At 53.0% G+C, this 12,932-nt stretch carries 15 protein-coding genes; 13 read left to right on the forward strand and 2 right to left on the reverse strand.

Annotated features, from left to right (window positions below; all coding sequences use genetic code 11):
- The first annotated feature begins 9 nt into the window (after positions 1-9).
- The 13 genes from LDN04_RS10935 to LDN04_RS10995 all read left to right on the forward strand — a co-directional run bounded on the left by LDN04_RS10935 (position 10) and on the right by LDN04_RS10995 (position 11,940).
- Positions 10-783 (forward strand): hypothetical protein, encoded by a 774-nt coding sequence (locus LDN04_RS10935; protein WP_223910124.1) that lies wholly within the window; start codon positions 10-12, stop codon positions 781-783.
- Positions 784-868: 85 nt separating this feature from the next.
- Positions 869-2,050: a chorismate synthase gene (gene aroC / locus LDN04_RS10940; protein WP_223910127.1), complete on the forward strand. Its 1,182-nt coding sequence runs from the start codon at positions 869-871 to the stop codon at positions 2,048-2,050.
- A 1-nt stretch (position 2,051) separates the two neighbouring features.
- Positions 2,052-2,576: a shikimate kinase gene (locus LDN04_RS10945; protein ID WP_223910130.1), complete on the forward strand. Its 525-nt coding sequence runs from the start codon at positions 2,052-2,054 to the stop codon at positions 2,574-2,576.
- Complete coding sequence (aroB, locus tag LDN04_RS10950) at positions 2,563-3,645, forward strand: 3-dehydroquinate synthase (RefSeq protein ID WP_223910133.1); 1,083 nt, start codon at positions 2,563-2,565, stop codon at positions 3,643-3,645. The genes LDN04_RS10945 and aroB overlap by 14 nt, the downstream gene beginning before the upstream one ends.
- A gap of 77 nt (positions 3,646-3,722) precedes the next feature.
- On the forward strand, positions 3,723-4,223 hold the full coding sequence (locus LDN04_RS10955) for a lipopolysaccharide assembly protein LapB (protein WP_223910136.1): 501 nt from the start codon (positions 3,723-3,725) through the stop codon (positions 4,221-4,223).
- A complete protein-coding gene (locus tag LDN04_RS10960; RefSeq protein ID WP_223910139.1) occupies positions 4,223-4,585 on the forward strand; it encodes a roadblock/LC7 domain-containing protein in 363 nt (120 codons plus the stop codon). Before LDN04_RS10955 ends, LDN04_RS10960 begins: the two co-directional genes overlap by 1 nt.
- Positions 4,586-4,601: 16 nt before the next feature.
- Complete coding sequence (gene aroQ / locus LDN04_RS10965; protein ID WP_223910142.1) at positions 4,602-5,042, forward strand: type II 3-dehydroquinate dehydratase; 441 nt, start codon at positions 4,602-4,604, stop codon at positions 5,040-5,042.
- Between the two features lie 14 nt (positions 5,043-5,056).
- Complete coding sequence (locus tag LDN04_RS10970; protein WP_223910145.1) at positions 5,057-6,124, forward strand: Xaa-Pro peptidase family protein; 1,068 nt, start codon at positions 5,057-5,059, stop codon at positions 6,122-6,124.
- Positions 6,125-6,215: 91 nt separating this feature from the next.
- Positions 6,216-6,704, forward strand: coding sequence for an acetyl-CoA carboxylase biotin carboxyl carrier protein (accB, locus tag LDN04_RS10975; RefSeq protein ID WP_223910148.1), 489 nt, complete (start codon positions 6,216-6,218; stop codon positions 6,702-6,704).
- A 54-nt stretch (positions 6,705-6,758) separates the two neighbouring features.
- Positions 6,759-8,099, forward strand: a complete 1,341-nt coding sequence (accC, locus tag LDN04_RS10980) for an acetyl-CoA carboxylase biotin carboxylase subunit (RefSeq protein WP_223910151.1) — start codon at positions 6,759-6,761, stop codon at positions 8,097-8,099.
- A 3-nt stretch (positions 8,100-8,102) separates the two neighbouring features.
- Complete coding sequence (gene gcvH / locus LDN04_RS10985; protein WP_223910154.1) at positions 8,103-8,492, forward strand: glycine cleavage system protein GcvH; 390 nt, start codon at positions 8,103-8,105, stop codon at positions 8,490-8,492.
- 179 nt (positions 8,493-8,671) lie between these two features.
- A complete protein-coding gene (locus LDN04_RS10990) occupies positions 8,672-9,499 on the forward strand; it encodes a menaquinone biosynthetic enzyme MqnA/MqnD family protein (RefSeq protein WP_223910157.1) in 828 nt (275 codons plus the stop codon).
- A 68-nt stretch (positions 9,500-9,567) separates the two neighbouring features.
- The gene (locus tag LDN04_RS10995) at positions 9,568-11,940 is read left to right on the forward strand and encodes a bifunctional diguanylate cyclase/phosphodiesterase (protein ID WP_223910160.1); all 2,373 of its coding nucleotides are present in this window, start codon (positions 9,568-9,570) and stop codon (positions 11,938-11,940) included.
- Here LDN04_RS10995 and LDN04_RS11000 read toward each other — a convergent pair.
- Together LDN04_RS11000 and LDN04_RS11005 are read right to left on the reverse strand one after the other, a co-directional pair.
- Positions 11,932-12,384 (reverse strand): NUDIX hydrolase, encoded by a 453-nt coding sequence (locus tag LDN04_RS11000; RefSeq protein WP_223910163.1) that lies wholly within the window; start codon positions 12,382-12,384, stop codon positions 11,932-11,934. The genes LDN04_RS10995 and LDN04_RS11000 overlap by 9 nt on opposite strands.
- A 75-nt stretch (positions 12,385-12,459) precedes the next feature.
- Complete coding sequence (locus LDN04_RS11005; protein WP_223910166.1) at positions 12,460-12,753, reverse strand: PxxKW family cysteine-rich protein; 294 nt, start codon at positions 12,751-12,753, stop codon at positions 12,460-12,462.
- Positions 12,754-12,932 lie beyond the last annotated feature (179 nt).

Raw genomic sequence — 12,932 nt, forward strand, 5'->3', positions numbered from 1 at the left:
GAGGATAAGATGGCTATAAAGATGTTGATTAAATTTTTTGTTGTTGCCAGTTTCTTCGCGCTGACAGGGTGTGGTGGAGGCGGCAACGGATCAAACGGACTTAATGGCAGCATTGCTCTTACGACGACTGTTAGCGGTAAATTCATAAATGCAACAGCAACGTATACAAATCCAACAAGGACTGATCTCATCGGTATGCCCATATCTTTTTCGTATGACGACGGTAACGGCACAGTCGACCTGGGAACCTTCAGCACCAATAATAGTGGTTCGGTGGGGCTGACATTTATGCCGAAACCTTTCGTTGGTTCAAAAGATATCGTCGTTCAAGCTAAAACCGGCAACCTCACTGATTTCAAAATTGTTACAATGAGTGGTGCAACTTTTTCGATGACCCCGCCTACTGCTGCTGCGCCAATCACGGCTGATGCCACTGTTCCGCTCGGCTCAACGGCTTCCTTTGCATTGACTGCAGCGAATTTTGTACAGATTGTCGATCCGTTTTTAGGCGATATAGCTAATCATCCTATCCTGGTAAATGCTACGTTTACTTCATCTCCTGACACTAATAATACTTTGGATTCACTTACTCCAGCAACGACGACGATTACTACAACTGCGGCTGGAGTTGCGTCATTAGCTGGTGTAACGATGACGGTAGCAGTACCCAATACGGTTTCATCAAGAACGGTCACTATCACGTGGGTGGCGACTGACTTGCTTGTTGGTTTTCAGGCTACGGGGACAACTAACCTTACTGTTACTCGAACTGCTGTCCCATAAGTCCTCAAATTTGTACGATGTTAAGTTTGGGTTGTTTACAAATGCCAGGGTTTCCCTGGCATTTGTTTAGAAACACGGAGAACCGATGTTACGTTACCTGACAGCGGGTGAGTCCCATGGCCCCCAGCTTACTGCCATTATCGAAGGGGTACCTGCAGGTTTTCCCCTTGAGGCGGAAAAGATAAATATTGACCTGTCTCGCCGTCAGTGTGGTTACGGTCGGGGTGGGCGTATGCAGATTGAGACGGATCGGGTTGAGATATTGTCAGGTGTCCGGTGGGGGAAATCCATTGGATCGCCCATTACGCTCTGTGTGGTCAATCGTGACTGGGTGAACTGGCAGGAGAAGATGTCCCCCCATGGCCGACACCGGGACGACAAACTTGCGGTCACACGTTCACGGCCGGGACATGCTGATCTACCCGGCGCCATGAAGTACGATCACCACGATGTGCGCAACATACTTGAACGGTCCAGTGCGCGAGAAACCGCAGTGCGGGTTGCCGTCGGTTCCGTGGCAAAGTCGATTCTTGCGCAGTTTGGCATCACGGTTTCCGGTTTTGTCACGGAACTGGGAGGTATTACCTCAGAGCGCCCCCATCTGAACCATAATGCGATTATGGAGAAGGTGATGGCATCCGCACTGTTCACTTACGACGAGCATGCCGAGGTGGAAATGAAGGCGCTCATCGACCGCGCGAAAGAGTCTGGCGACACGGTGGGTGGTGTTATCGAGGTGAACGTCTGCGGGGTACCGGTGGGACTGGGGAGCCATGTTCACTGGGATCGGAAGCTTGACGGCCGCCTTGCCATGGCGCTCATGAGTATCCAGGCCATCAAGGGCGTTGAGGTTGGAAGTGGCTTCGATGCGGCCCGCAATCCCGGATCCAAGGTTCACGACGAGATATACTATGATTCAGTACGTCTGGCTGAAGGCAAGTCATCGGGTTTCTACCGCAAGACTAACAACGCGGGAGGGATTGAGGGGGGCATCACTAACGGTGAAACCATCGTCGTTCGTGCCGCAATGAAGCCGATACCGACCCTCTACAAACCCCTCCGGTCGGTTGACATTGTGACCAAGGAGCCTTTCGAGGCAACGGTCGAGCGTTCCGATACCTGTGCAGTGCCGGCTGCTGCGGTGGTGGCAGAGGCGGTTGTTGCTCTCGAAATTCTCAATGCTTTTCTGGAAAAGTTCGGGGGCGACTCGCTCGGTGAAATACACCGCAACTACGATGGCTACCTGGCGTACCTGCGTTCCTTCTGACATGAAAAACATCATTCTGACCGGGTTCATGGGAACCGGCAAGAGCAGTGTGGGAAAAGAACTGGCACTGAGGCTCAACTACCGGTATATTGACCTTGACGCACTGATAGTTGCCGAAGCAGGCATCTCCATCAACGAGATTTTCGTAAGGAGTGGGGAAGCCGTTTTTCGTTCCCTGGAGTCCAAGATACTGGTGTCACTGAAAGGAGAGGAGGGGATAGTTCTCTCAACCGGTGGTGGCGCAGTCATCGCCGATGAAAACAGACACGTTCTCCACACCCTCGGAGCGGTCATCAATCTTTCGGCTTCGGCAGAGGAGATTCTTCATCGACTTCAGCATGAGCATGACCGACCTCTCCTCAATGACGACAAGTCGCTCGATCGCATCAGAGAGTTAATCTCCCGTAGGGAGCCATTCTATGCAGATGCAGATTTCCGAATTGAGACCAGTGGCAGATTCATCGCTCAAATAGTTGACGAAATTTTATTATTGCTAAAAAGGTGTGAGACACGTGGCGAGGCTTGACGTAGGGTTGGGAGAGAGAAGTTATCCCCTTTATATTGGCAACGGCAATCTCGGAACTATCGGCGCCTGTTGCAAGGATCATAATCTGGGGAATAATGTTGCGGTGATTACCAACCCGACAGTTGGTTCCCTGTATGCTGGTGGAGTATGCGATTCCTTGCAGAAGGCGGGTTTCACCGTGAACTTGGTGGAGATGCCCGACGGAGAAGAATACAAAAACAGTGTAACACTTAACGCCATATATGACCGCTGTGTTGCTCTCGGTCTCGACCGTGGCGCGTTCATTCTTGCCCTGGGTGGGGGAGTTGTGGGCGATATAGCGGGTTTTGCGGCTGCTACCTATTTACGAGGAGTACCGTTCGTCCAGGTTCCGACAACGCTGCTTGCACAGGTGGACAGCAGTGTCGGTGGTAAAACCGGTATCAATCACCCCCAGGGAAAGAATCTCATTGGTGCGTTTTACCAGCCGCGCCTGGTTCTGATCGACGTTGCGGTACTTGCTTCTTTACCGGAACGCGAATTCCTGTGTGGCTTGGCGGAGATCGTAAAGTACGGAATTGTGCTGGATCGGGAACTTTTCGAGTATATTGAAGCCCATGGGGACAAGCTCTTGGAAAGAAACAGCGACTCCCTGCTTCACGTTATCAGGCGATCCTGTGCCATCAAGGCTTCGGTGGTGGAGAAGGACGAACGGGAAGCAGGACTTCGTGCTGTCCTCAATTACGGACATACCGTTGGCCATGCAGTCGAGACGCTGACGGGCTATGGTCACTACAAGCATGGTGAAGCGGTCGCCATCGGCATGGTTCAAGCCGCCAGATTTTCCGAACAGTCTGAATTTTCCCGTCACGACGAGACGGAGAGAATTGTGGCGCTGCTGACACGACTCGGTTTGCCGGTGGATTTGCCGAAGTTCGGTGCTGATGAGTATACCGAAGCGCTCTGGCATGATAAAAAGGTCCGCGAGGGAGGGCTCAATTTTGTCTTTAACCGGGGGATTGGCAATTTCCATATTGGCAGGGTGACCGATATATCAACGCTACTGACTGCCTGTGGGATAAGGGCGTGACGATGGATCAGAATTCGATCGCGTTAGGAACTGAGTTCGAAAAGCATGGGGAAACTCGCGGGGATGGAGTTTCTGCTATGGAGAGTGTTATGGACACGGAGAGCGTAGAGGAAATCGTCCTGGAAGACGATGACCTGCTGGTGGAGGTGTCTGAAGATGAGTCTCCCGATGAAGGGTTTTCCTCGGACGATGATGCCCCAGTCGACGAGGAGTCTCAGGGTACCGACACATCCCGGAATACCGGGAGCGAAACGGCGCGAGATCCCCTGTCGACGGCCACCTTGGCTGAACTTTACGTCTCCCAGGGATTTCTCAAGCGAGCAGTGACCATATATCGAGAATTGCTCGAAACTGAACCCGACAACGAAGATTTGAAACGGCGAATGGTTGAACTCAAGGAAGCCGTTGACCGTGACCAGGTTTCTGCGCGGGAGCACTCACTGGATGATCTTTCTCTGGAGGACGCCGGCGCTCCGACAACTTTGAACTCACCGGTTGAGTCAGTTGAAGCTGGCGCTACGGAATCGGTACTCCGGACTCTGGAACACTGGCTGGAGAATATCGAGAGGAGACGCTAATGCCATTTAGGGATACGTTGCAAACCATAGTGCAAGGAGTCGAGGGAGGATTTGGCGCCATCATCATGGGGTATGACGGCATCGAAATCGATACGTATGTTCGAGCGGATAGCGGTTTCGATGTGCAGCTCCTGGCGGTCGAATACGCGACAGTTCTCAAGGAAGTGAAGAATACGGTCGATGTCCTTAAATCCGGTGAGTTGGAAGAGGTGACCATTGCCACCGGGCGTTACCGGATACTTGTCAGAGCCGTCAATGATGAATTTTTTGTCGTTCTGATGATGTCCAGCGATGGAAACTACGGTAAGGGACGTTACCTGCTAAAACGCGAGGTTCCTGCATTGCTGGCAGGTTTGCAGTAGGAGTGGGGGAGGAATCATGCATATTCTCGTACTGCACGGGCCGAATCTGAACCTGCTTGGGACCCGTGAACCCGATGTATACGGGTTCGATACTCTTGCTGGAATCAATGAGGCGTTGACGCTTCTAGCTGACGATCTCAGTATTTCGCTGACATGTTTCCAGTCCAACTCCGAAGGGGAGTTGATCGACAGGATTCAAGCCGCTGCCCATGACTGTGACGGTATCGTTATCAATCCCGCAGCCTACACCCACACCAGCGTTGCCATCCGCGACGCTCTTTCCGCAGTCGCTCTTCCCGTAGTGGAAGTACACCTTTCAAATATCCATTGCCGCGAGGAATTCCGTACCCGGAGTTTTATCGCACCCGTCGCCGTGGGACAGATAACCGGCTTCGGTCCTGACAGCTACCTTCTCGGCCTGAGAGCACTTTTTAACCATATTAAAAAAGGATTGTAATAGGAGTAGCAGGTGTGTTAAAAGACAGAATCTCTTCGTCCAGGGAGTATCTGGAGAGGTTTGGCGTCGATGCCATCCTCTTTGTAAATCTTTACAATATCCGCTATCTGTGCGGTTTTACCGGCAGCGATGGCGCTCTGCTCGTTACCCGTGACGGTGGTATGTTCCTCACTGATTCCCGTTACACTACCCAGGCGGCCCAGGAGGTGACCCGGTTTCCGAGTCGTGAATACCGGGGGAAACTGGAAGGGATCGCCTCGTATATTCAAGAGTATGGGGCGGTCAGGGTCGGTTTTGAATCTGAACAGATGTCGGTGGCTCAGTTCCACGCCCTTGCAGGTATTTTGCCCGGTATTGAACTGGTTCCCATCGGGACGGAGTTGACAACACTCCGGCAGATAAAGGATGTACAGGAGTTGGAGTTGCTGGCCCGAAGCGCCGATCTGGCGTCCCGGGCCCTTCTTGAAATTTGCGGCGAAATTCGGCCGGGAGCGAAAGAGCGGGATGTGGCGCTTGCCCTTGAATTTGCCATTAAACGGGGGGGGGGCGAGGAAAAGGCCTTCGATTTCATCGTGGCCTCGGGCACACGTGGTGCACTTCCCCATGGTAAGGCCAGTGACAAGCTGATCGCTGCTGGTGAACTGGTTACCTTGGACTTTGGTGGAGTATATCAGGGATACTGCTCCGACGAAACGGTTACGGTCGCTGTCGGAACGCCCAATGAACGGCAGCGCGAGATTTACGGCATCGTCAAGGAGGCACATGACCTTGCCTTGGCGGCTGTGCAGCCTGGTATCCAGTTCAGAGAACTGGATACGATTGCGCGAGACTTCATTACCGCTCGAGGGTATGGTGAGTTTTTTGGCCACGGACTTGGGCATGGGGTCGGGCTTGAAGTCCATGAAAAACCGGTCGTATCATTTCGCGGCGAGGGTGAGGTCAAAGCGGGAATGGTGTTTACCATTGAACCGGGCATATACATTCCCGGCTGGGGTGGTGTCAGAATTGAAGATACGGTGATAGTAACCCCCGACGGTTACCGCTGCCTGACTGGCGTTCCCAAGGAGTTGATGATACTCTGACGGAAAAACGTCTGTCACCCGTCAGCAAGGTTCGAAGGACACAATACAAGTGCCAGAGTTGTTATCATAACGGATCAAAGGAGATTGAAGAATGGATATTAAGGATATCAAGACACTGATAAAAATGGTAACGGACACCGATATCACCGAGTTCGAGATGGAAAACAGCGAAGAGAAAATTTCCATAAAGCGGGGGAGTGCCCCCCAAATAGTCCATTATCAGGCGCCTCAGCAGATTGCCATGCCCCAGATGGCTCCCGCACAGTTCCCATCGGTTCAACCCCTCCCGGCTATGGAAAGCGCTTCTTCTGCTGCTGGCACAGCAACTGTGCCCGACAAGGGACAGGCAGTCACATCCCCGATCGTGGGTACCTTCTACCGTGCCCCTGCGCCCGATGCGGCTCCCTATGTTGAGGTCGGGAAGATCGTTGAAAAAGGGGAGGTCCTCTGTATAGTTGAGGCAATGAAGCTGATGAACGAGATTGAAGCGGAGTTCCGCTGCAAAATTATCCAGATCACCAAGGAGAACGCCCAACCGGTTGAGTTCGGCGACACCCTGTTCCTGGTCGAGCCGCTCTAGGCAAAGTGCTGCTGTAGTTCACCATTGTCCAATCAACCAATCGGAGAGTCTTTGATGTTCCATAAAGTACTAATTGCCAACCGTGGGGAGATTGCCCTGCGTATTATCCGTGCCTGCAAGGAGTTGGGGATCAAGACCGTTGCGGTGTATTCCACCGCCGATAGCGAGTCGCTCCATGTCAAGCTTGCCGATGAGAGCGTCTGCATCGGGCCGGCCCCCAGCCTCCAGAGCTACCTGAACATCAATGCCATTATCAGTGCGGCCGAGATTACCGATGCGGAGGCGATCCATCCCGGGTATGGGTTTCTGTCCGAGAATGCCGCCTTCGCCGAAATCTGCGAGAACTGCGGTATCGTATTCATCGGGCCGTCCGCAGAGAGCATGCGCATCATGGGGGACAAGATCAGCGGCAGGCAAGCGGTGATCAAGGAAGGGGTTCCCATACTCCCCGGCACCAAGGAAGGGGTTAACGACGTCACCGAGGCGATCCGAATCGCCAAGGAGATCGGGTTCCCCGTCATCATCAAGGCCACCGCCGGTGGTGGGGGAAGGGGAATGAAGATAGTCCATTCGCCTGCGACTCTCCCCAATGCCTTTGCCACTGCCCGTGCCGAGGCGCAGGCCGGTTTCGGCAACCCGGAAGTCTACATCGAAAAATACTGCGAACAACCCCGCCACGTTGAGATTCAGATTCTCGCCGACAAGCATGGTAACGTGATCCATCTTGGAGAGCGGGACTGTTCGATCCAGCGGCGGCACCAGAAAATAATCGAAGAAGCTCCTTCAACCGTCAGCACTCCGGAATTGCGCAAGCAGATGGGTGAAGCTGCCGTTCGGGCCGCCAAGGCTGTAGGGTACAACAGCGTTGGTACCATGGAATTCCTGGTTGATAAGAATAATAACTTCTACTTCATGGAGATGAACACCCGTGTTCAGGTGGAGCATCCCGTGACAGAGATGGTGACCGGCGTGGATGTCGTCAGGGAGCAGATTCGCTCTGCGGCTGGACTCAAGCTACGCTACAAGCAGACCGATATCAAGATCCACGGCCATGCCATCGAATGCCGCATCAACGCTGAGGATCCGGTGAAGTTTACGCCGTCTCCCGGCAAGATCGTCGGATATCATCCCCCCGGTGGGCTTGGGGTGCGGGTTGACTCCTTCGTGTATGACCAGTATACTGTTCTTCCTCACTATGACTCGCTTATTGCCAAGCTGATTGTCCATGCCGACAACAGGCAGGATGCTATCAGGCGGATGGCCAGGGCTCTGGATGAGTACATTATAGAGGGGATAAAGACGACGATCCCGTTCCACAAACGGATCATGGCCAATAAGGATTTTATCGAAGGAAACATCGACACCAGTTTCCTCGAAAGGATTGTGCTGGAGTAGCCCATGGATTTTCCCGAAGAATTGAAGTACAGCAAAGAACATATCTGGGTCAGACTGGAAGGTAACAGGGCGGTAATCGGCATCACCGATTTTGCCCAGCAGGAACTGGGGATGATCACGGCGGTTGAATTGCCGGGGACCGGCGATGATCTTGAGCAAGACGACTCCTTCGGTTCCATTGAGGCGCGCAAGACCGTGGCAGACCTTTATGCCCCCTTCAGTGGGCCGGTGCTCGAGGTGAACGAGGAGTTGCAGGTGACACCGGAACTTGTCAATGACGATCCTTACGATGGCGGCTGGCTCGTGACGGTCGGCATCAACGATCCCGAAGAGTTGAATTCCCTCATGTCGGTGGAAGATTACATGGACTATGTGGAAGAACATGAAGAATAACCGCGACACGAAATTTGCTAAGCGAAAAGAAGGCGAGAGACATCTCGCCTTCTTTTTTTGTTGGCTCCTGACCCGCGCTGGGCAGCCGTTTTGCCTTGGGTATTGAGATGAATCATGATATAGATTTGATCACCATCTTAAAGGAATGTTTCCATGGAATATAGTTGCGAGCTACGCTTATGACCCTGCGTATCGGTCAGATAGGTTACGCCAACGTTACCCCCATATTCACTGCCTTGACACGGAATTTTCCCACGTTCACCTACCAGTTTGTACGGGGGGTCCCATCACACCTGAATGCGCTTCTTGCCAATGGTGGCATTGATCTGTGCCCTTCTTCTTCCATCGCCTACGCCAAATCACCCGAACTGTACTACCTTTTGCCAGACCTTTCCATAAGTTCCATTGGACCCGTCAAGAGCGTGCTCCTCTTTTCCCGGGTTCCCCTCAACGAGCTTGAGGGATCCACGGTAGGGCTGACCACCGATTCCGACACGTCGGTGAACCTACTCCGGATACTGCTGTCCCGGAGCCACGGCCTGTCGAACAGTTTCGAGCGTACGTCTCTTCCCCTTGCACAGGCTCTCGAAACCTTTCCCGCAATCCTCCTGATAGGCGATGCGGCCCTGAGGGGGAGCATGGACGGGCGCGTGGAGCATGTATATGATCTTGGCGAGGAGTGGTTCCGGTTTACCGGCCTTCCGTTCGTGTTCGCCCTGTGGATTGTGCGCCGGGAGGCCGTCGAGGGAAACCATGGTGAGGTTGCTGCGTTGCTTTCCCAGTTGCGGGAAGCCAAGCGCATTGCCTATGAATCGTATGAGGCTATTGCCGCCACATGCGAGGAGGAACAATGGATGGGACGGGAAAGGCTTGTTGATTACTGGCGGTGCATTTCCTATGACTTGACGCCCTTCCACCTGCAAGGCGTGAAGGAATTTTTTCGGTATGCAACGGAGATGGGAATCCTGCCGCGAGAACCTGTAATTCGAATCTTTCCTGAAATATGAAGCCTTTTTTGGCCTTTTAGTTTGGAGTTTTGCTGAACTTGCGCAAAGGGAAGACTTATATGCAAAACATGACCTGGCTTGATGCCCTCTCCAAGCGATACAACCTCAATCGTGAAGCAGATCGACCTCCATCCGTAGAAATCGTGGAGCGGATTGCTATTGTGGCCAAAACAAGATGGGTACTGTTATTGCTCATTGGACTCTACTGCTGTTACGCGGGTGGGTTCTTCTATTTCAGCAAATACGGATTTTTCCTGACCCCTTCACAGCTTACGTTTCTTTTTGTCACATTAGTGGGAGTTGTTTCATACAATCTGTTTCTCGAGAGCAGTTCCCGCCATGCAGATATGGCCCATGTACTCAGCATTCTGCAGATATTGCTGGATATGCTGTTTGTTACCATACTCATCCAGTTCAGCGGAGGTGCGTCCAGCTGGTTCTGGCCGGTCTATCTGATTATTACCATCGAGGCTTCCTATCTTCTGGAAAAACGCAGGGAAGTCTGGATGATCGGTGCAGTTGGATCCCTGTTGTACGGGACGTTGCTTACAGGTCATTATTATGAACTGATTCCCTATATTACGATGCCGTTTGTTGAGCATGGCCTTCATCATGACCCACTCTATCTGGCCCTCATGTGGTTCTGGGTTGTGATTCTCAATGCTACCGTAGCCTTCATCGGCACCTTTCTCATGACGGTGATCCGGAACGATAACGAGGCCCTTCGCAAAAGTGAGGAGCGACTTGTCAATTTTCTCGATACCGCGAACGATCTAATTTTCAGCATAGCCCCCGACGGAAGATTTCTGTATGTGAACCACGCCTGGCTACGGATTCTCGGTTATCGGCCGGAGGAGGTGTCGACGCTCAAGATGCTCGATATTCTTCATGATGAAAGTAGAACTCAGTGTCTGCGGGAATTCCGCGATGTCCTCGCCGGGGGGAAGACTGACCCCCTCGAGGCGGTCTTCAGGGCACGAGACGGCCGACTCATAACGGTTGAAGGCAATCTGACCGGTATCATTAAGGATGACAAGTCGGCAGCTATCTGGGGGATATGCCGCGACATCAGTGATCGCAAGCAGACCCAGGAACAATTGTACCGCCTTGCCCACCATGACACCCTTACCGGCCTGCCAAACCGTATCCTGTTCCTCGACCGCCTGAAACAGGCACGGGCACTGGCCCACCGGCAGAAACTCCATATGGCGATACTTTTTCTCGATCTCGATCGCTTTAAAATCATCAACGACACGTTGGGGCACTCCATTGGCGACAAGCTGCTCCAGTCTGTAGCCCAGCGGCTCAACTGCTGTGTGCGGGAAGTTGATACGGTGGCCCGCATAGGAGGAGATGAATTCATTATCGTGTTGGTCAATCTGAAAGAGGCTGCTGACGCGGAGAAGGTTGCGCAGAAGATATCCACGACCCTATCGGCATCTTTTAACATCGAGGGTCATGAACTCTTCGCCACGACCAGCATCGGTATCAGCCTCTACCCCGAGGATGGAGAGGACCTCGACAATCTGGTCAAGAAGGCCGACATTGCCATGTACAACGCCAAGGGACTGGGGAGAAACACCCACCAATACTACGAAAGCGCAATGGATGAGAATGCCCATAAGCGGCTTGTGCTTGAAAACGGTCTGCGCAAGGCGCTCGACGGGGAAGAATTCCATCTTCACTATCAGCCCAAGATCGATGCGACGAGCGGCGCAATAACTGCCATGGAAGCCTTGCTCCGTTGGGTACACCCCGACCTGGGCCTGCTTCCGCCATCGGAGTTCATTCCCCTTGCGGAAGAGACCGGCCTCATTGTTCCGATTGGTGAATGGGTACTTACTCGAGCGTGCCAGCAAAACAAGGCTTGGCAACTGGAGGGACTCCCCCCGGTCCGTGTTGCAGTTAATCTGTCCGGTTACCAGTTGCAACAGAAAAACCTTGTGGACGTCGTTACGCGCGCCCTTGCCCAGAGCGGGATGGAGCCCTGTTATCTGGAATTGGAGATTACCGAAACGGTCATCATGCAGAACCCGGATTTTGCCATTACCATCCTCAGCGAATTACAGGAACTCGGGGTGGAGATTTCCATAGACGATTTCGGTACCGGCTACTCGTCTCTTGCCCATCTGAAACGGTTCTCGGTTAACACGCTAAAGATCGACAAATCGTTTGTCAGGGATGTGGAGATCAATTCAAAGGATGCCGCCATTGCAACCGCCATCATTGCCATGGGGAACAGCCTCAATTTGCGGGTAATTGCCGAAGGGGTCGAGACGGAAGGGCAGGTTACGTTTCTGAAGGAAAACCTGTGTGACGAGATGCAAGGCTATTTCTTTAGCAGGCCGATGCCGGCGGAGGATGTTGCCGCCTTCATGCGGGACAGGGGAGTGGAGCTTTCTCGGATTGCCGATGCTGACAAAGGAACTCTCTCAGAGTAGCCCTTTCTTCTTGAGCCGGACGTAGTCCTGAAGAATTTTTTCGTGGTCGAAACAGAGCCTAGCGGGGAGAGCTGAAAGGGGAAAGACGTCAAGACTGACGGCATCGTCTGCAGCATGGGGGACGCCCGACCCCTTGGCCGCGTATACCGTGGAGATGGTATGCATGCGCGCATCCCGGATTGGGTCGGAATAGCACCCTACCAGCCGCAGCGAACCGATTTCGAGGGAGGTTTCTTCCCGGGCTTCCCTGATGGCTGCATCTTCGAGGGTTTCACCGTAATCCACGAATCCCCCCGGCAGTGCCCAGCCGAAGGGCTCGTTTCGCCTTTCGATCAGCACGATTCCTTCTGCCATTTCTATAATGATATCGACCGTGGGAAAGGGGTTGCGGTAGGCTTTGACCTGCGCGCCACAGGCAGGGCAGGCCAGATAGTCACGGGGCATGTCTCCTCCTGAATGTTTCGGGAATAAAAAAAGGGAGGATAGAATCCTCCCTTTTTCGTGCCTTGTGGTGCGGGTTTACTTCTTCTTGCTGCCGCCCGAGGCCTTTTTGGAAGCCTTGAGGGGGTTGGTCTTGGTGTCTTCGCTCTTGATCTCGACCTTAACGTGAGTGGCGAAGTTGCAGATTCCGGCCAGCCATTTCTTTTCCGGCGCCGGATAGGCGCTGCAGACCCGGCCGATGGAGCCATCGACGATGCGCTCGCACCCTTCACAATTTTCCACTACCACCTGACAGGAGCCATCGGAAAAAACACACCCCTGCTTACCCCAGAAGGTACACTCGGTACCAGGAAGTACGGTCTGGCATTGCATAAACTCTCCTCCTCGTCTTCTATTCGCTTGCCGCGTAACTGTCTATCAGCCAATGTAGCAATTTTGCTGGAAAAATGTCAACAGGAAAAATCCTTTCAAACAAGCCCTTTCCCATTGACTCACCGTCCCCTATGTATTACCCTTTTACTCAATAATTGAGCACCAAGGCGGCATTGCAG

Source organism: Geobacter sp. AOG1, from assembly GCF_019972315.1.
Classification (GTDB): Bacteria; Desulfobacterota; Desulfuromonadia; order Geobacterales; family Geobacteraceae; genus Geomobilimonas.